The organism is Maribacter polysiphoniae, assembly GCF_003148665.1.
In the GTDB taxonomy this organism is placed as follows: Bacteria; Bacteroidota; Bacteroidia; order Flavobacteriales; family Flavobacteriaceae; genus Maribacter_A; species Maribacter_A polysiphoniae.
Genome location: NZ_QGGQ01000005.1, coordinates 118,063 through 144,391, shown reverse-complemented (window position 1 = coordinate 144,391; position 26,329 = coordinate 118,063). Strand labels below are relative to the sequence as shown.

Genomic DNA, 26,329 nt, shown 5'->3' with positions numbered 1-26,329 from the left:
TTACTTCAAAAGTAAATCCATACAATTTTTCAAAACGGGGTTAGGGTTATCCTTTTTCCATATGGCAGACAATAAGGCACGTTGGTCAATATTCCTTAATTCAATGAATTTTACCCGCATCTGAAAGCCCGATTTCAAGGCAGTGGGCACAATGGCAATTCCCATATTATTCTCTACCAATTTAAAAATGGTATGCGCATGAACCGTTTTGTGCGACACCTTGGGAACAAAACCTGCATCGGAACAAATACTCATGATCGTTTCAAAATAAAAAGGGCTGTATTCCTTACTGAAGAGTATAAAATCATCGTTGGCAAATTGATGCATCCCCTCAAAATTTCTTGTAAGCATAGGATAATTCTCAGGAAGCACCAACGAAAACGTATCCCTATAAACCGTTGTCATTCCCAAGGCCTTGGGAACCCTGGACAACCTTACAAACCCTATATCCAACTCATCCTTTAAAACGGCCTCTACCTGTGCCATATTCGAACGCTCTTCCAGGGACGTTTTTATGTTAGGGTATTTATCCTTGAGACTTAAAAGCAAATTGGGAATTACACTTTGCATGGCAGACCCCAAAAATCCGATCCGGATTTCCCCTTTGTCCCCTTCCCCGATCAATTGCAATTGTCTTTTTGCTTCGTTTATCTGATGGAATATGGCTTCTGCCTGGCCCTTTAGATAATGTCCCGCTGGCGTTAGAATCACCTTTTTTTTATCCCGAACAAACAATTGCACTTGTAAAATCCCCTCCATTTGCTTGATTTGCCTACTCAGGCCCGGCTGGGATATAAATAATTTTTCAGCCGCTTTCCTAAAATGCAACTCCTCGGCAACCGCCAAAAAATAAGTGAAATGTCGAAGCTCCAATTGATAACCCATGGTAATTGAATATTGATTTTATTGGTATTAGTAAGTATCAAACTTAATCAATAAATTTAGGGTAAAACAAGAGAATTGATGGTTTCAACTCCAAAAAGGTTCAAATTAGGTGAAGATTGGTTAACTGCCAGTACAGCGATTGCCATTGCCAATGGCCAAACGGAAGTCTGGTTGTCCAAATCGAGCAGGGACAAAATCAACGAGAGTTGGAAAATCGTGGGGAATATTGTCGAGAAAGGCCTGCCTGTTTACGGAATCAACACTGGTTTCGGGCCTTTATGCACCACGAAGATATCGAAGGAAGAAACCCAAATATTACAAACGAATATTTTACAAAGTCACAGTGTTGGTGTTGGTAAACCTATCGACAGGGAAATTGCCAAGTTGATGCTTATCTTAAAAGCGCATTCGCTTGCCAAGGGCTTTTCCGGAATTTCCGAAACAACTATAGAACGCATCCTTTGGCATATTGGGCACGATGCGATTCCCGTCGTTCCATCCCAGGGCTCCGTAGGTGCCTCCGGGGATTTGGCCCCGCTTTCCCATTTGTTCCTTCCCTTAATTGGTTTGGGAAAGGTGGAGTATGATGGTGAAACCCTGACCACAGCTGAACTTTTTAAAAAAACGGGACTCAAAGCCATTGCCCTTGGGGCAAAAGAGGGGTTGGCCCTTATTAACGGCACCCAATTCATTGCGGCGCACGCCATAAAAGTGGTTGAAAAACTGCACAGCTGTCTTTCACAGGCAGATATTATCGGGGCCATGATGATCGAAGGTTTGCAAGGCTCCATAAAACCTTTTTACAACGAACTTCATAAACTGAGGCCCTTTAAAGGCAACATCCATGTGGCCAAAAGAATCAAACGCTTATTGAAAGGTTCGGAAATCATGGAAGCCCATGCCAACTGTGAACGTGTGCAGGACCCCTATTCCCTACGATGTATCCCCCAAGTACATGGGGCATCGCGCAATGCGTGGTTACACCTGAAAGAATTGCTGGAGATTGAACTGAACTCCGTTACCGACAATCCCGTTATCATTAACAATGACCTTACCATCAGTGGTGGAAGCTTTCACGGACAACCTTTGGCAATGGCCCTGGATTATGCGTGTTTGGCCGCCTCTGAAATTGGTAATATCTCGGACCGCAGGATTTATTTGGCCTTGGAAGGCAACAGCCCCGGAGTACCCAAACTCTTGATGAAGGACACGGGAATCAATTCCGGCTATATGATCCTACAATACACTACTGCCGCATTGGCCAGCGAGAACAAGGGATTATGCTTCCCTTCAAGTGCTGACAGTATTCCGACCTCCCTTGGCCAGGAAGACCACGTAAGCATGGGGTCGATAAGTGGTCGAAAGGCATTACAGGTATTGAAGAATGTTGAGAAAATATTGGCCATAGAACTTTTAACGGCAGCCCAGGCCTTTGAATTTCGAAAACCCTTAAAATCGGGTATATTATTGGATGAAGTACATAAAGCGGTACGTAAGAAGGTTGCCTTTGCAGCCAAGGACAGGGTCTTTGCCGATGACATAGCCATCGGTATCGAAATGATAAAGGACAAAACCATCATGAATGTCATCGATGCAACCAAAAAGCAAAAAAAGATTTCGTTCAAGACACCCTATTCAGACGAATTTGAAGTATTTTAAAGGATATGCCCAACCGCTTTTTCACGGAAATGGGAATCTTTTTACAATTAAAAAAAACGCATGAAATTAATAGGACCATTTAAACAAATCATCCCCATGACAGGGCTTTCCCTAAAGGGACCCATCGCAGACCAAGACTTGAAAACCATAGAAAACGGGGGGATTCTTATTGAAGGTCACCATATAAAATCCATAGGGGAATTCGATGTATTGGCAAAAGCCGTTTCCACGGATACGGAAATCCATGAACTGCATGGGGACCACACCTGTTTACCAGGCTTTGTAGATGCGCATACGCACATCTGTTTTGCTGGATCAAGGGCCAATGATTATGCCCTACGCAATTCCGGCAAGACCTATATGGAAATCTCAAAAGCCGGTGGGGGTATCTGGGATACGGTTACCCAAACCCGTAAGGCCACCAAGGAAGCCTTGGTCAAAGGCATTGTAAAAAGAGCCAAACGGCATATGGCCAATGGTGTAACAACGATTGAAGTTAAAAGTGGTTACGGACTTTCAATTCAAGAGGAATTGAAAATGCTTTATGCGATTAAGGAGGCCGACACCCAACTACCTATTGATTTGGTTCCTACCTGCCTGGCCGCACATATGGTTCCGAAGGATTTTGATGGCATCCCTGCCGAATACCTGGAATTGATCATAACCGAATTGCTACCTATCCTTAAGGCCGAAAAACTCACAAATCGGATCGATGCTTTTATTGAAGAAGGGGCCTTCTACCCCCTATTGATAGAACCCTATTTCAATAAAGCCAAGGAACTTGGTTTCGACATTACCGTACATGCCGACCAATTTACCACAGGGGGAAGTGAAGTCGCCATAAAATACAAAGCCATCAGTGCTGACCATCTAGAGGCCAGTACCGAAGTGGAAATAAAACTATTGGCAAAAAGCGATGTGATTGCGACCGCACTGCCAGGGGCTTCCATAGGGTTGGGATGCGCTTTCGCCCCTGCCCGTAAAATCCTTGATGCCGGTGGTGCCCTGGCCATTGCCAGTGACCATAACCCAGGTTCGGCCCCTATGGGCGATTTATTGACGCAAGCGGCCATCTTGGGAACTTTCGAAAAATTGACCAATGCCGAAGTACTCGCAGGAATTACCTCAAGGGCTTCCGCCGCCTTGAACCTTTCCGATAGGGGTCAATTGCAAACTGGTCTCCTGGCCGATATGTGCATATTCCACACAGGAAATTACAAAGAGATACTATACAATCAAGGAAACTTTAAACCATGTATGGTATGGAAAAAAGGGGAATTGGTCTATAATAAACATAAGCACTGATCTAAGATGCAAACAAATAGCCCATCATTGGATTTTAAATCCCAAATACTTCAGGGTATTCCCAAAGTGTTACCCATTAAAAGGGAAAGGTCCTCCGCTGTCAGCCATGCGCCAAAGCGCAAGGACATCCTCTCCCTGGAAGAAAAGAAACTGGCCATTCATAATGCCTTACGCTATTTTCCAAAAGATTGGCATTTAGAATTATCCCAAGAATTTGCGCAAGAGCTCCATGATTTCGGCAGAATTTACATGTACCGTTTTAAACCGGAATACGGGATTTATGCACGGCCAATTGATGAATATCCGGCCCAAACCCCGCAAGCAGCCGCAATAATGCTCATGATCCAAAACAATCTAGATCCAGCTGTCGCCCAACATCCTGAAGAATTGATTACCTACGGTGGCAATGGCGCCGTATTCCAAAATTGGGCACAATACCTGTTGACCATGCACTATTTGGCCACAATGACCGAGGAGCAGACTTTACATATCTATTCAGGGCATCCCATGGGGCTTTTTCCTTCTTCCAAAGAAGCACCAAGGATTGTGGTGACCAATGGCATGATGGTCCCCAACTACTCCAAACCGGACGACTGGGAAAAATACAATGCCTTGGGAGTTACCCAATACGGCCAAATGACCGCTGGGTCCTATATGTATATTGGCCCACAGGGCATCGTTCACGGTACAGCCATAACGGTAATGAACGCCTTCCGGAAGGTGTTGAAGAAAAATGAGTCGCCCAAAGGAAAAATCTTCCTAACCGCTGGATTGGGGGGCATGAGTGGGGCACAACCCAAAGCCGGAAACATAGTCGGGTGCATCACCATTTGTGCCGAAGTGAATAGGACCGCAGCACAAAAAAGGCATGCACAAGGATGGGTCGATGAATTAATTGACGATATGGACCAACTGGTTGTCAGGGCCCAAAAAGCCATTGCCGAAAACGAGGTGGTTTCCCTGGCTTTTATCGGCAATATTGTCGACGTCTGGGAGCGATTCGACATGGAGGACATATTCATACACATCGGTTCGGACCAAACCTCATTACACAATCCTTGGTCGGGCGGGTATTATCCTGTCGGAATAAGTTTTGAGGCATCGAACGAAATGATGGCCACGGACCCCAACACTTTTAAGACTGAAGTACAAAAGTCCTTGCGAAGACAGGTGTCAACCATTAATAAACACGCTGCCAAAGGAACCTATTTCTTTGATTATGGGAATGCCTTTCTATTGGAAGCTTCACGGGCTGGGGCTGATGTCATGGCTCAAAATCAAGTTGATTTTAAATACCCTTCCTATGTGCAGGACATTTTGGGGCCCCTATGTTTTGATTATGGTTTTGGACCTTTTCGATGGGTTTGCACCTCGGGCAATCCGAAAGACCTTCAAAAAACAGATGCCATTGCCCTTGCGGTAATGAAACAGATTTTGACTGAAGCCCCCCAGGAAATCCAACAACAATTACAAGACAATATCACCTGGATCCAGGAAGCCGGACAAAACAAACTGGTTGTGGGATCCCAAGCACGAATCCTATATGCCGATGCCGAAGGTCGCAGTAAAATTGCCGAGGCATTCAATAAGGCCATAAAAAGTGGGGAGATTTCCGCACCGATCGTCTTAGGTCGTGACCATCATGATGTGAGTGGTACCGATTCCCCCTTCCGAGAGACCAGCAATATATACGACGGTAGTAAGTTCACCGCGGATATGGCGATTCACAATGTTATCGGGGACAGTTTTAGGGGCGCTACCTGGGTCTCTATCCATAATGGTGGCGGTGTAGGTTGGGGGGAAGTTGTTAATGGCGGTTTCGGAATGGTCTTGGATGGCTCAAAGGATGCCTCAAGACGATTAAAGAACATGTTGTTCTATGATGTCAATAACGGAATTTCGCGTAGAAGTTGGGCTCGAAACAAAGAAGCCCTGTTTGCAATAAAACGGGAAATGGAGCGTACGCCCGAACTCAAGGTTACCCTACCTAATCTAGTGGATAACAAATTGTTGAATAATTTATTTGATTGATTATGGCTATTTACAAAAAACCAAACCGAAAAATCTGGACGGGAAGAACCTCTGACCAGAAACTCTATCTGCATGAAAAAGTAGAATGTACCGATATTGATAAAATCAGCGCAAGTGCAACCCAAAAGACAATTGCCTTATTGGGCTATGCCTGTGACACCGGGGTAAAACGCAATCAAGGGAGAATAGGAGCCTCTGCCGGACCGGATGCCATTAGGTCCCAATTGGGAAATATGCCCAACCATATGGATGAAAAGTCGCAAATACTTGATTGTGGCACTATTGAATGCGTGGATGATGATATGGAGGCCGCCCAAAACCTATTATCACAAAAAGTGTCCAAGTTATTGGAGCTACATACATTTCCGATACTCCTTGGGGGCGGTCATGATATCGCCTATGGCCATTATAACGGCTTACTTGACCATATCGAAAAGGATAAGACCATTGGCATTATCAATTTTGACGCCCATTTCGACCTTCGTTCCAATGAAAAAGGCAATAATTCAGGAACACCCTTTTATCAAATCGCACAAGACGCCACTGCCGGCAAACACAATTTTAAATACTTGTGCCTAGGCATTCGTAAAGATGCCAATGACAGAACCCTCTTTGAAACAGCTATAGACTTCAATGTTGAATTCTTGCGAAAAAAGGAATTCAATATGCAACATTTGGATGCTGTGAGACAAACCATCAAAGATTTTATCGCTGGGGTGGATTACATTTATACGACCATAGATTTAGACGGATTTTCATCGGCATACGCCCCTGGGGTCAGTGCAGCATCGCCTATGGGTTTTGCCCCCGATATTGTACTTAAATCCTTATGGACGATAATCAGATCCAATAAAATGATAGGTATGGATATTGCTGAGATGAACCCAAAATATGATAGGGACCACCAAACCGCTAAACTGGCGGCCTCTTTGATCCAATATGTACTGCATAGGATCTAAACTACCATAACGGGTATGGCGCTACAAGGCGATACTATCTTAATACGGCACTTACTTTTGGCGTTCAACCTTCACTGTGTTGACGGCCTTAGCGTGGGGGATACCAATTGAAAACAGGACAACCATGGAAATCACCCTACTCCAACCAGGACTGGTAGTATTTTCCATCATCAATATCCAAGGCGGTCTGGGTGAGTTGTAACGGTTTAAAGGTATCGATCATAACCGCGAGCTCCTCCGTTTTGGTTTTACCGATACTTGCCTCATAAGTACCCGGGTGCGGTCCGTGGGGTATTCCCGCGGGATGTAATGAAATATAGCCTTGATCAATATTCCTTCGGCTCATAAAATCGCCATCCACATAGTACAACACCTCATCAGAATCTATGTTCGAATGGTTGTATGGGGCCGGAATGGCCTTGGGATGGTAATCGTATATCCGGGGCACAAAGGAACAGACCACAAAAGCATTCGTTTCAAAAGTCTGGTGTACTGGTGGCGGTTGGTGTACCCTTCCGGTTATCGGTTCAAAATCGTGTATGGAGAATCCATAAGGATAATTGTATCCGTCCCAACCCACAACATCAAAAGGGTGCGAGGCATAGACCAATTCGTGCAACTGACCTTGCTTCTTTACCTTCAACACAAATTCGCCCTTCTCATCATGGGTCTTTAAATTTTGGGGCAGTTTAAAATCGCGTTCACAGAAAGGCGAATGCTCCAAATGCTGTCCAAACCAATTGCGATATCGTTTGGGGGTATAAATAGGGCTATACGATTCGGTTACCAATAAACGGTTGTCTTCGGAGTCAAACTCAATCTGATAGATCATTCCACGGGGAATCAAGAGATAATCCCCATACTCAAAATCAATTTCACCCAAGAATGTTTTCAATGTACCGGTCCCTTTATGAACAAACATCAATTCATCGGCATCGGCATTCTTGTAAAAATAATCGGTCATTGATTTTCGTGGTGCTGCCAAACCCACATTCACATCGGAATTGAAAAGTACAATCTTCCTACTATCCAAAAAATCATCTTCGGCCTGCACCTGGAAGCCCTTTAGCAATCTCGACTTTATATTATGTGGCACTGCCGCCTTGGGAGATACATCCTTGGTCGCCCCAACTTGCTTGACCATCGTTGGTCTATGCAAATGATAGAGCAAGGATGACATACCATCAAACCCTATCGTTCCGAACAATTGCTCATAATGCAAAGAACCATCTGCCTTTTTGAAAACCGTATGTCGTTTATGGGGAATCTTACCCAATTTATGATATAATGGCATGATCGTGGTATTGATTAAACTTTCTTAAAAATACGATAAACCATCTAACCATTGAAATCCAACTCAATTATTTAGATGAAGAGAATGACTGGGTATGCTGTGTAAAATCTTGGAAAAGTGCATAAAAAAAGCCTCCCAGTAGTAGGAAAGCCTTTCATTGGTAGATGCCCTAAGGCATTTTCACCATAGCCTCAACCGAAATCGAAGCTCAACACAACATTACAAATATACAAAGGTTTTTCGGATCCGGGATATAGAATCACACAATTCAGGTATCTACTCCTTGGGCTGATACGGCCGAACGATCAAACGGGCCGCCTTATCAAAATTAATGTAATTATAAACCCAATTGAAAAAGACAATCACACGATTTCGAAAACCGACCAAGGCCATTAAATGCACGAACATCCAAATATACCAGGCAAAGAAGCCTCCGAATTTCGCCCTCTTTAAATCGACCACAGCCTTATTTCTCCCAACCGTGGCCATAGTACCCTTGTCATAATACCGAAATGGTTTCATCTCCTTACCGACCAATAGGCTTTTTAAATTTTTAGCCAAGAGTTCCCCTTGTTGTATGGCGGGCTGGGCCACCTGCGGATGCCCTTTCGGATATTCCTTGGTCTGCATCAACGCTATATCACCAATGGCAAAAATATTCGAATACCCTTCAACTTGGTTGTATTCATTTACCTTATACCTATTTATCCGATCTACCAGTGCGTCCTTATTGAATCCTTCAATGGAGGCACCGGTGACCCCTGCCGTCCAAATACAGTTCTTACTGGCAATGGTTTCCTGGTTTTTCAAGGTCAGTGTTTCCCCATCATAATCTTCAACAATCGTATTCAAATGCACTGTAACCCCTAATTTACAAAGAAACTGAAGGGCTTTTTTCGAGGCTTTTACACTCATGGGGGGCAAGACCCGGGGACCGCCTTCAAATAAATGAATTTGCATTTCGGAAATATCCAAATGACGATAATCCTTGGGGAAAACATTATTCTTGAGTTCTGCAAAGGCCCCTGCCAATTCCACCCCGGTAGGTCCTGCCCCTATGATACAAAAATTCATCAGGGCATTGCGCTCCTTTTCATCGACACAATCGTCGGCCTTTTCAAAATTCTGGAGCATAAGACTTCGAATATTCAATGCCTGGGGAACATTCTTCATGGGCATGGTATATTTTTCAATATCCTTGTTCCCGAAATAATTGGTTTTTGTACCTGTGGCCAGCACCAAAAAATCATAGGACAAATCCCCTTTGGATGTTATCACACGTTGCTGTACGGGGTCAATTCGCTCTACAGTGGCCCATCGAAAATAAAAATTATTGAGTTTACGCAACACCTTTCGCAAGGGATAGGCTATCGAATCGGGCTCCAACCCACTTGTCGACACTTGATACAACAAAGGTTGAAACGTATGGTAGTTTTGTTTGTCGAGCAATACCAATTGCACATCCAAATCCTTGAGTTTTTTGGCCAATGAGATTCCGGCAAAGCCGCCTCCGATGACCACAACCCTTTTCTTATCCGTCTTGGGAATATTCATGCTTTTTATACAAAATTAAGCAATCCCAAGCGGTTACGACACCATTATAACACCCTTTACCATGTCTTTAACATCAGCGTAACATCCATAACCATAGGGACATCCCAATGGGCTGCATACCAGGAACACGTTGAACAGCCCTTATAAGGAACACCTTTTTTAGTATTTATTTAACCCTGAAAAACCACCATTTTCGTATTTTGTAAATAAAACATGAAAAACTCCGCAATGTTCTGGGTAGCCAACACCACCTTAACCTTAGTTGTCGTAACGATTATGGCTGCTATGAATTTCTCTTTCAATTGGGTATTTTACATAACCGTACTAGGCCAGTCAATGGTCGTTTATATGGTGTATAAGGTTTTAACGGATAACTACACCACGAAAAAAACATTCAAGGATTTCTACGAAGACCATCCTATTGGACAAACTTCTTAATCCATTACCGCATTTTCCCTATTCGATGAAGATTTCAAGGGCGTGTTCATACCCAGTTCGGGAATGACCAATAAAGGTATTTGGGTGTGGAAAGCCATACGTTTCACTACTGCCTCACGAGTCATTTTCTCCATATAGCTATGTTGGTAATTCAACATGGCCAATAAATGGATATCGAGCTCTTTGGCAAAAACCTCCAACGTCTTTGACACGGAATTCAATTCGGAAACCGTATGCACGTAGTGCTCAACTTCATTTAAGTATTTACGCAACATATTTAAATTGAACATTTGAATCTCTGTCAATGCCTTTATCTCGTACTGCACATGAACAATACGCAATGACGCCTTAAAAGTCTTGGCCAAATCGATAATCGGTTGAAGCTCGGAAAGCGAATAGAACCTATTGAAGTCCGTTGCAAAAGCGATTTCAGTAGGACTCGCATATTCAAAATGCTGAGGAATGGCCAATACGGGACAATTCTTTACGGACTTGATTATTCGTACGGTATTACTACCCATGAATACCTCATCCAAACCTGATGCCCCCTTGGTTCCCGTGATTATCATATCTATACCCACTCTTTCAACGATATCCTTGATTTCGTCAACGAGCAGGCTAAAAGATGAGATGGTTTTGAAACTATGTTTGGGGTAATTGAAATTCTTCTTTATTTTACCCAAGAGATCTTTTAATCCCTTTTCCGAATTATCACGAACATTACTTTCCTGTACGTGGCCCATACTGGTCCCCATAAACCTACTACTGACAATGGCAGGGGTATAGGTGTTGAGCAAATGAAAAACACATTCCTCTTCTTTGAACAACTCAATAGCATACTTAGTGGCATTCCAAGCATTCTCTGAAAAGTCCGTGGGTAGTAAAACATTTTTCATTCCAATCCATTTTATAAGGTGTAAAATTATCGGAAGACGTTCTGGCAAACTATGATTTATGTCAGTTTTTCATAAATGCGCCAAACCCTTAATAAAATAGAGGGTTTATAAGACATGTGGAAGCTTGGAAATAGAAGGATAAAACGGGCTTATCAAAAGCCCTCAATAAGATCTTGGAGCAATTTTTCATTCAAAACCCCGATTTTTTTGCCGGAGGTCTTGATCATTCCTTTTTTCTTGAATTCGGAGATTATCCGGATGGCGGATTCCGTTGCGGTACCCACAACATTTGCGATATCCTCTCTGGAAAGGGTCAGTTTTAAAAATCCCTGATCATCCTCCCCATAATTGTTCTTTAAATAAACAAAGGCCTCGGCAATACGTTGTTTTACCGTTTTCTGGGACATATTCACTATTACATCATCGGCTTCCTTAAGGTCGTGGGCCATATGCCTTAAAACCTCAATGGCGAAATCCGGATTTTTACTTAAGGTATGAACGATACTGTCTTTTGGGATAAAACACACTTCCATGTCACTGACAGCCACGGCACTTAAATTGGTATATTCTTCGGCAATGACGGATCTTTGACCCATCACCTCACCTTTACTGGCTAACTTTATGATTTGATCTTTACCGTTAGAACTCAATTTGGAAAGCTTGGAAACACCTTCCCGAACACAGAACACCCCATCGAGTTTGTCCCCTTCCTCGAAAAGAGCCTCCCCCTTTTTAATCTTTTTCGTGACCTTCGAGTCAGAAACCTTCTTTAATTCGGTCTTACTCATGGCACGTAAAGAGTTGAACTGCCGTACAATACAGTTCTCACACCTACTCTGTTCTGCCTCATCCATAAAGTAATCTATTTGCTCTACCTTTAATATGGTATAAAAATATCGAAAAGCTGACAATTATCATGAATTATTTCAGGAAAGTTCTAGATATTTGTTGTAGGTATATGCAAATGTAAATGGAGAAAGTCCGATGTTATCATTGTGGTGACGATTGCGGCAGAAACCCTATTGTTCACGATGGGAAGAATTTCTGTTGTAACGGCTGTAAGACCGTATACGAAATTTTCTCCTCCAACGACCTGTCCTATTACTACGATCTGCAATCCTCCGCCGGTTCCACACCGAACGTTGTCGAAAGCAAATACGACTTTTTAAATGATTCCAAAATCATCGAGAAACTCTTGGAATTCAATGGGGAAAACCTACAAATCGTAAACCTTTATATTCCACAAATCCATTGTAGTTCCTGTATTTGGGTTTTGGAAAACCTCAACAAATTAAACCCAGCGGTCAGTAGTTCCCAAGTGGATTTCCCCAAAAAGACGGTACGCGTTATCTTCAACCCCGAAAATATGGGGCTTAAAGACCTTGTCGTCCTACTGGCACGTATCGGATACGAACCCTATATCTCACTAGAGGATTTTGACAAGGGCAAGAAGAATATAGATCGGGGGCTTATCTATAAATTGGGCGTCGCAGGTTTTGCATTCGGCAACGTAATGTTTCTTTCTTTTCCAGAATACTTTGAGGTCAATGAGTTTTGGCTAGACCAATACAAAGGGCTGTTCCGATGGTTGATGTTCGCTTTTTCACTACCCGTTGTGTTCTATGCCGGGCAGGATTATCTAATCTCAGCCTTTAAGGGCCTTCGTTCCAAAATACTGAATATCGATGTCCCTATTGCTCTGGGAATCCTTGTTTTATTCCTTCGGAGCACCGCAGAAATCATTTTTGATTGGGGAACTGGTTTTTTCGATAGCTTGACCGGACTCATATTCTTTCTGCTAATAGGGAAGTTTTTTCAACAAAAAACATATTCCTTCCTCTCTTTTGAGCGGGATTATAAATCTTATTTCCCCATCGCTGTCACCAAAATATCAGAAGACCATAAAGAGGAGACCGTCCAGGTTTATGACATAAAAAAAGGGGATCGCCTCTTGATCCGCAATGAAGAATTGATTCCCGTTGATGGTATACTTATCAACGGTAGGGCCCAAATCGATTATAGCTTTGTCACGGGTGAGTCCGAACCGGTATTCAAGGAATCGGGCGACAAAATCTACGCAGGGGGAAAACAATTGGACGGTGCCATAGAGATGGATGTACTAAAGACCGTTTCCCAAAGTTATTTGACCCAATTATGGAGCAGTACGGTATTTAGCGAAAATAAAGAGAGCAAGTTCCAAACCCTGACCGATAGTATTGGAAAGCGGTTTACCTGGGCTGTTTTGACCATTGCCTTTATAACCACGGCGTTTTGGCTCTATTACGATAGCAGCAAAGCCATGAATGTGTTTACGGCAGTACTTATCATTGCCTGCCCATGTGCCATTGCCCTGGCCGCGCCATTTACCCTTGGCAATATGCTACGGATCTTTGGGCGCAAGAAATTCTACTTGAAAAACACCCAAACCCTTGAGCAATTGGCCCAAATAGACACGGCCATCTTTGACAAAACCGGAACCATTACCACCACCATGAAAAGCAAGGCCACCTATGAGGGCATGGAACTGACACTGGAAGAAGAATCACTTTTGAAAAATACCCTAAGGGCCTCCAACCATCCATTGAGCAGAACCCTGTACGATATGTTGGCAGCCCACAATATCGTACCTCTAGACGACTACCAAGAACATCTGGGCAAAGGGATCGAAGGACAAAAAAATGAAAGCCATATCAAGGTGGGATCAGCGGATTTTGTTGGAAACACTACCGATTATGATTCCGAAACCACTTCGGTCCATATCAGCGCCAACAACACATACAAAGGCCGTTTTGTATTCCACAACCACTACAGGGAAGGTGTTTCCGATGTTTTTAAGGCCATGGACCAGCATTTACATTTAGCCATTTTATCTGGGGACAACGAAGGGGAAAAATACCGGCTCGAAAAGATATTGCCCCCGCTTACCCCCATGTATTTCAACCAAAAGCCGAAGGACAAGCTGAATTTCATAAAGACATTGCAAGAGCAGGGCAAAAAAGTCATGATGGTGGGTGACGGACTCAATGATGCCGGGGCGCTGGCCCAAAGTAATGTCGGTATTGCCATATCAGAGAATATCAATGTTTTTTCACCGGCATGTGATGGCATATTGGACGCTTCAAAATTTGACCAATTGGACCAATATATCCTAGCGGCAAAGAAAGCAATGAAAATTATTAAGTTAAGTTTCCTATTATCACTTGTATATAATGTTGTTGGTTTGTATTTTGCGGTAACTGGGCAATTAGAGCCCGTTATAGCAGCAATCCTAATGCCTTTAAGCTCTATAAGCGTGGTAGGTTTTACCACCTTGGCCACAAATATTTTAGGAAAAAAAGTAAATTAATTTAAAAACATGACAAAAATCATATTTTGCCTTTTGGTGAATACATATGTTTGGGTCGAATTTCAGGTAAGGTATGAGTGTTATTTATGTGCTATTGACTATTAGCATCGTTGTTGCTATAATCTTTTTCACAGCTTTTATTATTTCAGTGCGCAGCGGGCAGTACGATGATTCGTATACGCCATCTGTTCGCATGCTCTTTGATGACGAGTTAGTAAAAGACGACACCGCCTTAAAAAAAGAGGACAAGAATAAATCAAACCAACTAAATAAAAGTCAAAAATTGTAATTATGGAAGTACAACAATTCTATTACGATAACAAAATCGTAAAAAATTTCCTCTATGCTACCATGTTCTGGGGAGTTGTGGGAATGTCGGTAGGCCTACTACTGGCCTTCATGTTTCTTTTCCCAAATGTAACCGATGGCATCGCATGGTTAAGCTTTGGTCGTTTAAGACCCTTGCATACCAATGCTGTGATTTTTGCCTTCGTGGGTAACGCTATTTTCGCAGGGGTATACTATTCCACACAGCGATTGTTGAAAGCGCGTATGTACAGCGATTTCTTAAGTAAATTCAACTTTTGGGGATGGCAATTGATTATTGTAGCTGCCGCGATCTCACTTCCATTAGGGTATACTACAACCAAGGAATATGCAGAATTGGAATGGCCGATTGACATCGCCATTGCAGTTGTCTGGGTTGCTTTTGGTGTAAACTTGATAATGACCATGTTCAAAAGAAGGCAACGTCACCTGTATGTTGCCATCTGGTTTTACCTAGCCACATTCGTAACCGTTGCCGTATTACATATTTTCAACAGTTTGGAATTACCCGTAAGCGCAATGAAAAGTTACTCCGTGTACGCTGGTGTTCAGGATGCCTTGGTACAATGGTGGTACGGTCACAATGCCGTTGCATTCTTTTTGACAACGCCTTTCTTGGGGCTTATGTACTATTTCGTACCTAAAGCCGCCAATAGACCCGTGTATTCATATCGATTATCGATAGTCCATTTCTGGTCTTTGATCTTTATCTACATATGGGCAGGACCACACCATTTGTTGTATTCCGCCTTACCTGACTGGGCACAAAATTTAGGGGTTGCCTTTTCTGTAATGTTGATCGCCCCATCTTGGGGAGGTATGATCAACGGATTGTTGACCTTGCGTGGTGCTTGGGACAAGGTTCGCGTAGACCCTACCCTAAAATTCATGGTAGTGGCGATTACCGGTTATGGTATGGCCACATTCGAAGGACCCATGCTTTCCCTCAAGAACGTAAACGCCATTGCCCACTTTAGTGATTGGATTATTGCCCACGTACACGTTGGAGCCTTGGCCTGGAACGGTTTCTTGACCTTTGGTATGATCTATTGGTTGGTGCCAAGAATGTTCAAGACCAAATTATATTCCGTAGGCATGGCCAACTTCCATTTTTGGATCGGTACCTTAGGGATCATTCTTTATACGTTACCCATGTACGTTGCCGGGTTCACCCAAGCATTGATGTGGAAAGACTTCAATCCTGACGGAACATTGGCCTATGGGAACTTCTTGGAAACCGTACACGAAATCATGCCAATGTATTGGATGCGCGCCATCGGTGGTAGCCTTTACATCCTAGGAATGTTTACCTTGGTTTACAACATCATTGTTACCATTAGATCAGGTAGCAAGGTAGAGGATGAGTTGGCCGAGGCCCCTGCCTTGACCCGTGTATCGAGCAAAAGAACCGCTGGAGAGACACTACATACTTGGTTGGAACGCAAACCTGTTCAAATGACCGTCTGGGCTACCGTCGCCATCTTAATTGGTGGTATGATCGAGATAGTCCCTACCATCATGGTAAAATCAAACATACCTACAATAAGCAGTGTTAAACCATACACTCCCTTGGAACTGGAGGGAAGGGATCTTTATATACGGGAAGGTTGTGTGAGCTGCCACTCACAAATGGTGCGTCCTTTCAGAAGTGAAGTGGAAAGATATGGTGAATATGCCAAAGCCGGGGAATTTGTGTACGACCACCCATTCCTATGGGGTAGTAAGCGTACCGGACCGGATCTTTTAAGAGTCGGTGGCAAGTATTCGGACAACTGGCATTTCAATCATATGTACGATCCCCAAAGTACTTCCTCGGGATCGATTATGCCGGCCTACCGATGGTTGATCCGCAACAAACACGACCGTAGTGACATTCAAGCTAAAATGGAGGTCATGGTTAGCCTAGGCGTTCCTTACACCGAAGAGGAAATTGCCAATGCTTACGAGTTAATGGACACCCAAGCGTCAAAAATCGAGAAAAACCTTTATGCAGATCCCGATTTTGTAAGTTCTTATGAGGCCGACAAAAAATTTGCTGAAGAAAGCGGAGAGGAATTCGTGGAAATGAAAGATCGCGAGATTGTTTCCCTAATCGCCTATTTACAGCGATTGGGAACCGACATCAAGGTCAAGGAGACAGGCGAAGTTTTAACCCAAAACAAATAAAGTCATGCTGAAATTCATTAAAGGACACATGGAAAGCATAGATGGCGTAGCCACCTATCCCATGATATCATTATGTATATTCTTCCTCTTCTTTGCCATCCTTTTTTTGTGGGTTTTCACCGCACGCAAGGCATACATCAAAGAGGTAAGCGAACTCCCTTTAGAAGATGATAACAACCAAAATAACCAACTAGAATTATGAAAAATATGTCACCTTGGTGGATTAGAATCCCCGTAACCTTCTTCGTCATTTTCGGATTGATGGAGTACTTTATAGACTCTGGCGATAAATTGGCCATCATAGAATACCCCATTACACAATTCTTTATGTTGATGGTGCTATTGATTTTGATTGCCATAGAATTGATTTTGAAGTCGATTGAGAATGTGATGTTCCAAACGCTTAGCGAAGAGGCAAAAGAACGCTACTTATCGGCAAAATCAAAACAATGGGAATGGCCTTGGGCCAAAAAGGTTTGGGCCAAGTTAACAGCCAACAAACCCATCGCGGAAGAAGGTGAGATTATCCTAGACCACAATTATGATGGTATCAAGGAGCTTGACAATGAATTACCACCTTGGTGGGTATATATGTTCTATGCGACCATAGTCTTTGCCGTGGTCTATTTGGTACGTTTTGAAGTTTATGGGGATTATGACCAAGAACTGGAATACGAACAGGAAGTTGCAGCTGCCAACTTGGCAATAGAGGAATATAAAAAAACTGCCAAAGACCTAGTCGATGCCAATTCGGTTGAATTATTGACCGATGCATCCGATTTAAATGCCGGTAAAGCAATTTTTGAAACCACATGTGTAGCCTGTCATATGGCCGATGGTGGTGGGGGAATTGGACCCAACCTAACCGATGACCACTGGATTTTGGGTGGGGGAATAAAGAATGTCTTCAACACCATTTCAGAAGGTGGTCGTGATGGTAAAGGTATGGTTGCCTGGAAATCGAACTTCAAACCTGCTGAAATTGCCCAGATAGCCAGTTATGTACTGAGTCTTCAGGGTACGACACCAGCCAATCCGAAAGCACCGGAAGGTGATATTTGGGTAGATGAGAATGCCCCAGCAAAAGAACAAACACAAGAACAAACACAAGAACAAACACCGGAACAAGCGACCGATTCAATCACAGTGGCCGTTAATTAATAAATTTCATTCCATATAAAAAGGAATAGATAATGGCAAATCAAGAAAAGGATAATTTCAGGGATTCCATAGGCACCATAAGGGAAGATGGTAAACGCGCTTGGGTCTTCCCCAAGAAACCGAGTGGGAAGTTTTATAAATACAGAAAGCTGGTAAGCTACTTTCTATTGGCATTCTTGATTTTATCGCCTTTTATCAAAGTCAATGGCAACCAGTTTTTAATGTTCAACGTATTGGAACGTCGTTTCAATATTTTTGGATTCCCTTTCTGGCCCCAGGATTTTCATCTTTTCGTGATTTCCATGATTATAGGCGTTATTTTCATCGCTCTTTTTACCGTGGCTTTTGGCCGTATTTTCTGTGGATGGATCTGCCCACAAACCATTTTTATGGAAATGGTTTTCCGACGAATCGAGTTTTGGATCGATGGGGATCGTCCTGCGCAAATGCGTTTGGACCGACAACCTTGGAATAGTGAGAAAATAAGGAAGAGGGTCACCAAATGGATTATCTTCTTTCTGATATCCTTTATCATAGCCAATGTCTTTCTAGCCTATTTGATCGGTAGTGACAAGCTGATACAATATGTATTCGAAGGACCAATGTCCCATATAAGCACCTTGGTAGCCCTATTGATATTCACGGCGGTATTCTACTTCATATTTGCATGGTTTAGAGAGCAGGTATGTATCATCGCCTGTCCTTATGGAAGAATGCAGGGTGTATTACTCGATAATAAATCGATTATTGTCGCCTATGACCACAAACGGGGTGAAGGCGAAAATGGCAGAAAAAAATTCCGGAAAAACGAAGACCGTGAAGCGCTTGGCCACGGGGATTGTATTGATTGCAAACAATGCGTCCATGTGTGTCCAACCAACATCGATATTCGAAACGGGACCCAATTGGAGTGCATTAACTGTACCGCCTGTATTGATGAATGCGACACGGTAATGGAGAAAATAAACCTCCCTAAGGGTCTGATCCGATATGCCAGTGAAGACGAAATCACCAAAAAGGAAAAATTCAAGTTTACACCAAGGCTTAAAGGTTACACCGCTGTTTTGGTCATATTGACCGGAGTGTTGATCGGTATGCTTTTCTTGCGTAATGATTTGGAAGCAAACATATTGCGACTTCCCGGACAACTATACGAACACAAAGAGGGCAACATCATCAGTAATGTCTTTACTTATAAATTGATCAATAAGACAACCAAGGATATTCCTGATGTAAGTTTTAAACTCATGTCCCACAAGGGTACCATCAAATTAGTGACCCATGATAACTTTGTGGTACCTGCCCAGGATTTGGCGGAAGGCACCCTATTTATCGAAATAAACAATTCGGCACTGAATGGCGATAAGGATAAGCTGAAAATCGGGGTATATAGTGGGGACGAACTAATCGAAACCACCACAGCACGATTCTTGGCACCAAGGAGTTATAATTAAACCATGCATAAAGCAATAAAAAGAGTCATATGAAAATTAATTGGGGAACAGGAATTGTACTGGCATTCATTGGCTTTATAAGCTTTATACTATTTTTTGTCGTACGAATGAATATGGATGACCATGCGAATCACGATTTGGTCACTGAAGAGTATTACAAGGCGGAATTGGGGTTTCAAAAAGAGATTGATGCCGAGACCAATGCCAATAATCTGTCTTCAAAACTTATAGTACAAAAAACCCCAGAAGGATTGCTCGTTCAATTTCCTGAAGAAATAGAACCTGAGAAAATTAAAGGCACAGTGTCCCTATACAGACCGTCCAATAAACACTTGGATTTTGACTTACCCATAAGTTTATCCAATACACATTTGCTCATACCTGACAAACGTTTGTTGGATGGTCGCTGGGACATTAAAATTTCATGGGAATATCTTGACCTTCCCTATTTATTTAAAGAGAGCATCACCTATTAATCATGTTATTATCAGCTTTGGCATTGGGTCTTATGGGCAGTCTACACTGCGTAGGTATGTGCGGCCCCATTGCATTTATGCTCCCTGTTGATCGCAACAATGGTTTCAAGAAAGTATTTCAGATAACATTGTACCATGCTGGCCGCCTTTTGGCCTATGGTTTGATTGGATTGGTCTTTGGCCTTTTAGGCAAGGGCCTTTATGTTTTTGGTATGCAACAAAAACTATCGATCATCATTGGTGTCATTATGATTATTGCCGTTCTTATCCCCTACAAAACCTTTGCGAAGTACAACCTTTCGAAGCCCTTATTCAGGGTTATATCAAGAATAAAGAGCCGACTGGGACAAGAATTGAAGAAAAAATCGCCGGACACATTTTTGACCATTGGTTTTTTAAATGGCTTTTTACCTTGTGGTTTGGTTTACATGGCTCTTTTCGGGGCCATAGCCATGGGAAGTGCCTTCGAAGGCAGCCTTTACATGGTCTTATTCGGACTGGGTACTGTACCCCTAATGACCACAGCGATATATATGAGTGGTTTTTTGCAAAGTTCGGCCAAAAGAAGAATACGACAACTGATTCCCGTTTTCGTGGTGGTCATTGGCGTACTCTTTATTTTACGGGGAATGGGTCTTGGCATCCCTTATGTTTCACCCAAACCCATAAGCGAAATAGGAACAAGCCCCATGGAATGCCACCCTTAAAAGGTTCCTTTCCAATTTTCACCATACGGTTTACCCATCAATTTTTATTTCCAGGAACACCCTCCTGAACCCTATCAGTCCAACCACCTTTATACAAATCCGACGTAAGGCCAAGCACTTGAATACACCATTTACGACGAAAAAAAACCAAAAATTATTCTACTTGTGAATTTTTTTATACATTTGTTAACCATTTGGTTAAACCATTTAGTTGATGAAAGATTCCAGTACAGAGCAAACTATTTTAAATGCCGCCATAACCATTTTCGAAAAGAAGGGTATGGCTGGGGCACGCATGCAAGAAATTGCCGATGAGGCAAAGATCAACAAGGCCATGCTACATTATTATTTCAGAAACAAACAACAATTGTTCGAGGCTGTTCTGATGTCCGCCTTTCAAAAACTGGCTCCACAGATGAACATCATTTTCGCCTTGGAAATCGACCTCTATGAAAAAATAAGAAGGTTCTCATCAAGTTATATCGATTTTATATTGGAGAACCCCTATTTACCTTCGTTTATAATTCACGAACTCAACCACAATCCTGATTTTGTGACTAAAATAATGTCACACCCCAACAAACCGGACCCAAAACCCCTCCTACGACAAATTGAAGCGGAAATTGAAGCAGGCAAAATAAAAAGAAAATCCCCTAAACAATTAGTGTTGAATTTGTTATCGCTCACCATCTTCCCTTTCGTAGGGGAAACACTGCTTAAATTAGTATTGGATATCCCAGATTCAGAATATAAAAAGATACTTCAGGAACGTAAAACCTTGATTGCGGAACAATTCATAAGTAGTATCAGTGTATAAATGTCGGTTCCATAAACCATAACAGTATGAACACATCAATAAATAAGGGCATAACGAAATACAGTTTCATTCTCTTACTATTCTTACCGGTAGTTTTAGTAGGGCAACGCACGTTGACCTTGGATGATTGTTTCGATAGGGTGACCAAAAATTATCCCCTGGCGAAACAATCCGTTTTACTTCAAAGCCAGGCCGAGTTGGATATTGCAACGCTAAAGAAGGACAAATTACCAAGATTGGATGTGAATGCACAAGCCACCTACCAATCTGACGTCACACATTTACCCATTGAACTTCCGAATATATCGGTTACACCCCCTAATAAAGATCAGTATAGGGCCACATTGGACGCCAGCCTTCTCATCTACAATGGCGGACTAATAGATGCTACCGCCAAAGTAAAGGAAAGCAACTCCAAAGTATCGGAACAAGAGGTTAACGTAAATCTGTACGCCTTAAAAAACAAGGTAAACCAATTATATTTATCCCTCCTTCTCTTACAGGAGAACAGGTCCTTATTGGCGGCTAAGGAAAAACAATTGCAAAGCCGTATTGAGGAAGTCCAGGCCGGTGTATTGTATGGCACGTTACTTCCTTCATCCGCAGATGCCCTGCAGGTAGAACTATTGAACATTAAGCAGAAATATGCCGAAATCGATTATTCCAAAAAGGGTTTGACCCAACGTTTGGCGCTACTGATCGGAAGTGACCTCAGTGCTGATGCTATCCTACAGACCCCCATGGTTCCCACCGAGAACCAAACTGACTCCCAAAGACCGGAACTAACCTTATTCGAACTTAAAAAAGCACAGATCGATTTATCAAAGCAACAACTGACCAAATCGAAATTACCCAAATTGAATGCCTTTGCACAGGGAGGCTATGGCAATCCTGGCTTGAACATGCTCGATAATTCCTTTAAGACATTTTACATGACAGGCTTAAAACTCAATTGGAACATCTTTGATTGGAATAAAACGAAGGGGCAAAAACAATCCCTAGAGATCAACAAGGAAATCATAAATACCCAAAAAGAGACTTTTGAACTTAACACCAATCTTGAACTTGTTCAACTACAATCTGAAATAGATAAGCTACAGGACTTCATTGACATGGACAGCGAAATAATCCGAATTCGCGAAAACATGGTAAAATCGGCGGCTTCCCAACTGAAAAACGGGGTTATCACCTCCTCGGCCTATATCACCGAATTTACCGACCTATATGAGGCCAAGAGCAATCTTGCCTTACACAAAACACAACTGTTATTACTCCAGATACAATATCAATTGACAAACGGAACTTATGGAAAATACTAATTCCCAAGTTATATTAAAGCCCAAAATGATGAAAATTCCAACAATATTCCCGGCCCTATGTATTGGAATCCTAATGCTATCCTGTAGCGGTAACGGAGAAAAAGCGGATGGCTATGGAAACTTCGAAGCCACAGCAACCATCATATCTTCCGAAGCGAATGGTAAACTTTTGTTTTTCAATGCGGAAGAAGGCCTCATCCTTGAAAAAAATACCATTGTCGGTGTCGTGGACACGGTTCAACTCTCTTTAAAAAAAGACCAACTGTTAGCGAATAAGACGAGTGTTTTTTCCAAATCGAGTAATGTTCTTTCCCAACGGGAAGTAATCAAGGAACAATTGAAAGTTGCCGTTAAAGACCAAAATCGGATTAAAAACCTAATCAAGGAAAATGCGGCCACCGAGAAACAATTGGACGATATCAATGGGAAAATCGACATTCTGAAACAACAAATGCGAAGTGTTGAGACCCAAAATGCCCCAATCGTCAATGAAGTAAAAAGCATAGAGGTCCAAATACAACAGATTGAGGACCAAATCAAAAAAAGTATCATTAAAAATCCCGTAAAAGGGACTGTTCTTGTAAAATACGCTGAACCCAATGAAATCACATCCTTTGGAAAACCCCTATATAAGATTGCGGACTTGGATGAAATGGAGCTTCGGGTATATATCAGTGAGACCCAATTGGCAAACCTAAAGATCGGCCAGGAAGTAACTGTACGGGTAGATTCTGGGGACAGCATGAAATCCTATAAGGGAACGGTATCCTGGATTGCCGAATCCGCTGAGTTTACCCCCAAGATAATACAGACCAAAGAGGAGCGTATAAACTTGGTTTATGCCATAAAGGTCAAGGTCAAAAACGATGGAAGCCTCAAAATAGGAATGCCAGGGGAAATGTGGATCAACAACGAAAATCAGTAGCTTTAAAGCTACTAACATCATAAAAATGTTATGAAAACCACTCAAATTATCGCATTAGTGCTTGCCGGAGCCATAGGAACCATGTCTGTTCTCTCTGGAACATCGGTACTATTGGGTCTTCATAAAGTCGATTATACGGTCTTGAATGGACTGGTGGTTTATAACATTGTCGTTGGGGCCCTATCCGTGATTACCGCATATCTGATATGGAAGGATTTCCTGCTTTCGAAAAAATTGATATCGGTGATCCTTTGCTTCCATGCCCTTGTCTTGGCCTATCTCTACTTTTTTATTGATACCGTCGCCATGGAAAGCATAAAAGCCATGGTCTTTAGGGTAATTGTTTGGTTGTTGATATTCCTGTTCATACGACTAAAATTGGTCAAAAAGAGAAGTTCAACTAAAACCTAGTACGCATGAAACGAATCCAAATTATTTCAATAGCACTGCTGATGGGACTCAATGGTTGTAAAGAAACCAATAAAGAGCAGCCGGAAACAATGGAAACAATCAGCGCAACCAATCATCAGGCCGAGTCAAAAACGTCCCGAGAACCCGACAATGCCTGGATCAAAGAAATTGTATTGAACAATGGTATCAAATGGAAGGCGAACAAAGAAACTACCGATGGGGTCATGTTGATGTTATCCTACATAGACGAGGGTCAGGCAACCACTAGCAACGAATATAGGGCCTTAGGCGATCGTCTCAATGCAGTAAAGAACACCGTGGTCAAGGAATGTACCATGGATGGGGCATCACACGACAACCTACACATTTGGTTGCATCCCCTCATCAAAAAAATAGCGATGCTCCAAAAGACCCAAAACAAGGAGGAAGGAGCACTATTACTGTCAGACATCAAAACGCATTTAGAAGGGTACTACGATTATTTCAACTAAGGAAAATTGGTGCGGAATTATTTAATTAAAAGATAAAATGGGCATATCCGTCAAAAATATAAGTAAATCGTACGATAAGGTTATGGCCTTGAAAAACATCTCCTTTGAGGTAAAACCTGGGGAATTGTTCGGTTTAATAGGTCCTGACGGAGCGGGTAAAACCACCTTGTTCCGTATCCTTACCACTTTGTTGATTGCGAACGAAGGAGAGGCCACGGTGGCAGGCTACAATGTCATCAAGGAGTATAAGTCCATCAGAAACCATGTTGGTTATATGCCGGGGCGATTCTCGCTCTACCAAGATTTAACCGTGGAGGAGAACTTGAATTTCTTTGCCACCATTTTCGGAACGACTATAGCGGAAAATTACGATCTGATCAAGGAAATATATGTTCAGATCGAACCTTTTAAAGATCGTAGGGCAGGGAAACTCTCTGGGGGAATGAAACAAAAACTGGCATTATCCTGTGCCCTGATCCACAAACCCAAGGTATTGTTCTTGGATGAACCGACCACTGGGGTCGACCCTGTTTCGCGTAAGGAATTTTGGGAAATGCTGAAACGATTGCAAAAAAAAGGAATCACCATTTTGGTATCTACCCCGTATATGGACGAAGCAGCACTCTGCGATAGGATAGCCCTAATCCAAGATGGAAACATTTTAGAGATCGACACCCCTGAAGTGATTAAAAATTCCTTCCCTAAAAGGCTTTTCAAGGTTAAGGCAGCTGAAACCTTCAAACTAATCCAGGATCTAGGTAGCTACGAGCAAACGCATAGTGCCTATCCCTTTGGGGAATACATACATTTTACAAGCAACAATGTTGATTTCAACGCCAAGGACTTGGTTCAGTATCTCCAAGCAAACGGACATACGGACATTGAGGTCAATGAAACAGCACCTACCATAGAGGATACTTTTATGGAATTGTCGAAATAAGTACAAACAGTCAGTCCAAGAAAAAAATGAACAAGGAAAATGCCATAACCGTTAAAGATCTGACCAAAACATTTGGCGCCTTCACCGCAGTGAACAATATCTCGTTCGAAGTGGGAAAAGGTGAGGTCTTCGGCTTTCTTGGAGCCAATGGTGCAGGAAAAACCACTGCTATGAAAATGCTCATTGGCATTCTAAAACCCACATCGGGAATAGCCACTGTGGCCAATTTCGATGTTATTTCCCATGCAGAGGATGTCAAAAAGAGTATCGGGTATATGAGCCAACGGTTCTCTTTGTACAACGACCTTACCATAAAGGAAAACATCACTTTTTTTGGCGGGATTTATGGACTTAAAAAAGCGGATATAAAAGTAAAGACCAAAGAATTGATCGAGGAACTGGGACTACATGATGAAGCCAATAAACTAGTCGGGGCATTGCCCTTAGGGTGGAAGCAAAAAGTAGCTTTCTCGGTGTCGCTTTTGCACAATCCGCAAATCATTTTCTTGGATGAGCCCACTGGCGGTGTAGACCCGATTACAAGACGGCAATTTTGGGAAATGATCTATCGGGAAGCACATAGGGGCAAAACCATTTTCGTAACGACACATTACATGGACGAGGCCGAATATTGCGATCGGGTATCGATTATGGTCGAAGGAAAAATAGAGGCCTTGGATACGCCAAAGAACCTAAAAACCCTGTACAAGGTAGACACAATGAACCAAGTGTTCCTCAAATTAGCGAGAAACATAGAATAATAAAAGG

25 protein-coding genes are annotated in these 26,329 nt (G+C 42.5%); 20 read left to right on the top strand and 5 right to left on the bottom strand.

All coding sequences use genetic code 11. The annotated features are described in order from the left end of the window. Positions 1-885 carry a LysR family transcriptional regulator gene (locus LX92_RS12470; protein ID WP_109651064.1) on the bottom strand — a complete coding sequence of 295 codons (885 nt, stop codon included), beginning with the start codon at positions 883-885 and terminating at the stop codon, positions 1-3. Between the two features lie 78 nt (positions 886-963). Here LX92_RS12470 and hutH point away from each other — a divergent pair, with 78 nt between their 5' ends. The 4 genes from hutH to hutG are packed head-to-tail and all read left to right on the top strand — an operon-like array spanning position 964 to position 6,839. Continuing rightward, entirely contained in the window at positions 964-2,544 is a 1,581-nt protein-coding gene (gene hutH / locus LX92_RS12465) for a histidine ammonia-lyase (protein WP_109651062.1), read from the top strand. A 60-nt stretch (positions 2,545-2,604) separates the two neighbouring features. Further along, positions 2,605-3,849, top strand: coding sequence for an imidazolonepropionase (gene hutI / locus LX92_RS12460; RefSeq protein WP_109651060.1), 1,245 nt, complete (start codon positions 2,605-2,607; stop codon positions 3,847-3,849). A 6-nt stretch (positions 3,850-3,855) separates the two neighbouring features. Continuing rightward, positions 3,856-5,880: a urocanate hydratase gene (locus LX92_RS12455; RefSeq protein ID WP_223308276.1), complete on the top strand. Its 2,025-nt coding sequence runs from the start codon at positions 3,856-3,858 to the stop codon at positions 5,878-5,880. Between the two features lie 2 nt (positions 5,881-5,882). Continuing rightward, positions 5,883-6,839 carry a formimidoylglutamase gene (hutG, locus tag LX92_RS12450; RefSeq protein WP_109651058.1) on the top strand — a complete coding sequence of 319 codons (957 nt, stop codon included), beginning with the start codon at positions 5,883-5,885 and terminating at the stop codon, positions 6,837-6,839. Between the two features lie 136 nt (positions 6,840-6,975). On the opposite strand, the gene LX92_RS12445 is transcribed toward hutG, so the two are convergent. Both LX92_RS12445 and LX92_RS12440 read right to left on the bottom strand, forming a co-directional pair. Then, complete coding sequence (locus LX92_RS12445; RefSeq protein WP_109651056.1) at positions 6,976-8,133, bottom strand: homogentisate 1,2-dioxygenase; 1,158 nt, start codon at positions 8,131-8,133, stop codon at positions 6,976-6,978. A gap of 276 nt (positions 8,134-8,409) precedes the next feature. Further along, on the bottom strand, positions 8,410-9,687 hold the full coding sequence (locus LX92_RS12440; RefSeq protein ID WP_109651054.1) for an NAD(P)/FAD-dependent oxidoreductase: 1,278 nt from the start codon (positions 9,685-9,687) through the stop codon (positions 8,410-8,412). 213 nt (positions 9,688-9,900) lie between these two features. Here LX92_RS12440 and LX92_RS12435 point away from each other — a divergent pair, with 213 nt between their 5' ends. Continuing rightward, positions 9,901-10,125, top strand: a complete 225-nt coding sequence (locus LX92_RS12435; protein ID WP_109651052.1) for a hypothetical protein — start codon at positions 9,901-9,903, stop codon at positions 10,123-10,125. Here the strand turns inward: LX92_RS12435 and LX92_RS12430 are convergent. Then, complete coding sequence (locus LX92_RS12430) at positions 10,122-11,021, bottom strand: universal stress protein (RefSeq protein ID WP_109651050.1); 900 nt, start codon at positions 11,019-11,021, stop codon at positions 10,122-10,124. The genes LX92_RS12435 and LX92_RS12430 overlap by 4 nt on opposite strands. A 152-nt stretch (positions 11,022-11,173) precedes the next feature. Further along, positions 11,174-11,875: a Crp/Fnr family transcriptional regulator gene (locus LX92_RS12425; protein ID WP_109651048.1), complete on the bottom strand. Its 702-nt coding sequence runs from the start codon at positions 11,873-11,875 to the stop codon at positions 11,174-11,176. A 116-nt stretch (positions 11,876-11,991) separates the two neighbouring features. Here LX92_RS12425 and LX92_RS12420 point away from each other — a divergent pair, with 116 nt between their 5' ends. The 15 genes from LX92_RS12420 (at position 11,992) to LX92_RS12350 (ending at position 26,322) form a co-directional block, all read left to right on the top strand. Beyond that, the gene (locus tag LX92_RS12420) at positions 11,992-14,367 is read left to right on the top strand and encodes a heavy metal translocating P-type ATPase (protein WP_109651046.1); all 2,376 of its coding nucleotides are present in this window, start codon (positions 11,992-11,994) and stop codon (positions 14,365-14,367) included. Positions 14,368-14,440: 73 nt separating this feature from the next. Next, positions 14,441-14,656: a cbb3-type cytochrome oxidase assembly protein CcoS gene (gene ccoS, locus LX92_RS12415; RefSeq protein WP_109651044.1), complete on the top strand. Its 216-nt coding sequence runs from the start codon at positions 14,441-14,443 to the stop codon at positions 14,654-14,656. Between the two features lie 2 nt (positions 14,657-14,658). Next, positions 14,659-16,860 carry a cytochrome-c oxidase, cbb3-type subunit I gene (ccoN, locus tag LX92_RS12410; protein WP_109651042.1) on the top strand — a complete coding sequence of 734 codons (2,202 nt, stop codon included), beginning with the start codon at positions 14,659-14,661 and terminating at the stop codon, positions 16,858-16,860. Between the two features lie 4 nt (positions 16,861-16,864). Further along, positions 16,865-17,062 carry a CcoQ/FixQ family Cbb3-type cytochrome c oxidase assembly chaperone gene (locus LX92_RS22750; protein ID WP_109651040.1) on the top strand — a complete coding sequence of 66 codons (198 nt, stop codon included), beginning with the start codon at positions 16,865-16,867 and terminating at the stop codon, positions 17,060-17,062. Continuing rightward, positions 17,059-18,021 (top strand): cbb3-type cytochrome c oxidase N-terminal domain-containing protein, encoded by a 963-nt coding sequence (locus tag LX92_RS12400; protein WP_109651038.1) that lies wholly within the window; start codon positions 17,059-17,061, stop codon positions 18,019-18,021. Before LX92_RS22750 ends, LX92_RS12400 begins: the two co-directional genes overlap by 4 nt. Before the next feature lie 32 nt (positions 18,022-18,053). Beyond that, positions 18,054-19,475 (top strand): cytochrome c oxidase accessory protein CcoG, encoded by a 1,422-nt coding sequence (ccoG, locus tag LX92_RS12395; RefSeq protein ID WP_109651036.1) that lies wholly within the window; start codon positions 18,054-18,056, stop codon positions 19,473-19,475. A gap of 29 nt (positions 19,476-19,504) precedes the next feature. Beyond that, entirely contained in the window at positions 19,505-19,951 is a 447-nt protein-coding gene (locus tag LX92_RS12390) for a FixH family protein (protein ID WP_109651034.1), read from the top strand. A 2-nt stretch (positions 19,952-19,953) separates the two neighbouring features. Continuing rightward, on the top strand, positions 19,954-20,658 hold the full coding sequence (locus LX92_RS12385) for a sulfite exporter TauE/SafE family protein (protein WP_109651032.1): 705 nt from the start codon (positions 19,954-19,956) through the stop codon (positions 20,656-20,658). 214 nt (positions 20,659-20,872) lie between these two features. Further along, entirely contained in the window at positions 20,873-21,475 is a 603-nt protein-coding gene (locus tag LX92_RS12380; protein ID WP_109651030.1) for a TetR/AcrR family transcriptional regulator, read from the top strand. 26 nt (positions 21,476-21,501) lie between these two features. Then, positions 21,502-22,794 carry a TolC family protein gene (locus LX92_RS12375; RefSeq protein WP_109651028.1) on the top strand — a complete coding sequence of 431 codons (1,293 nt, stop codon included), beginning with the start codon at positions 21,502-21,504 and terminating at the stop codon, positions 22,792-22,794. Between the two features lie 25 nt (positions 22,795-22,819). Further along, a complete protein-coding gene (locus tag LX92_RS12370; RefSeq protein WP_223308277.1) occupies positions 22,820-23,719 on the top strand; it encodes an HlyD family secretion protein in 900 nt (299 codons plus the stop codon). 30 nt (positions 23,720-23,749) lie between these two features. Continuing rightward, the gene (locus tag LX92_RS12365) at positions 23,750-24,130 is read left to right on the top strand and encodes a hypothetical protein (RefSeq protein WP_109651026.1); all 381 of its coding nucleotides are present in this window, start codon (positions 23,750-23,752) and stop codon (positions 24,128-24,130) included. Between the two features lie 5 nt (positions 24,131-24,135). Continuing rightward, positions 24,136-24,621: a hypothetical protein gene (locus LX92_RS12360; RefSeq protein WP_109651024.1), complete on the top strand. Its 486-nt coding sequence runs from the start codon at positions 24,136-24,138 to the stop codon at positions 24,619-24,621. A 37-nt stretch (positions 24,622-24,658) separates the two neighbouring features. Then, a complete protein-coding gene (locus LX92_RS12355; protein WP_109651022.1) occupies positions 24,659-25,561 on the top strand; it encodes an ABC transporter ATP-binding protein in 903 nt (300 codons plus the stop codon). Between the two features lie 26 nt (positions 25,562-25,587). Continuing rightward, entirely contained in the window at positions 25,588-26,322 is a 735-nt protein-coding gene (locus LX92_RS12350) for an ABC transporter ATP-binding protein (RefSeq protein WP_109651020.1), read from the top strand. Positions 26,323-26,329: the final 7 nt, after the last annotated feature.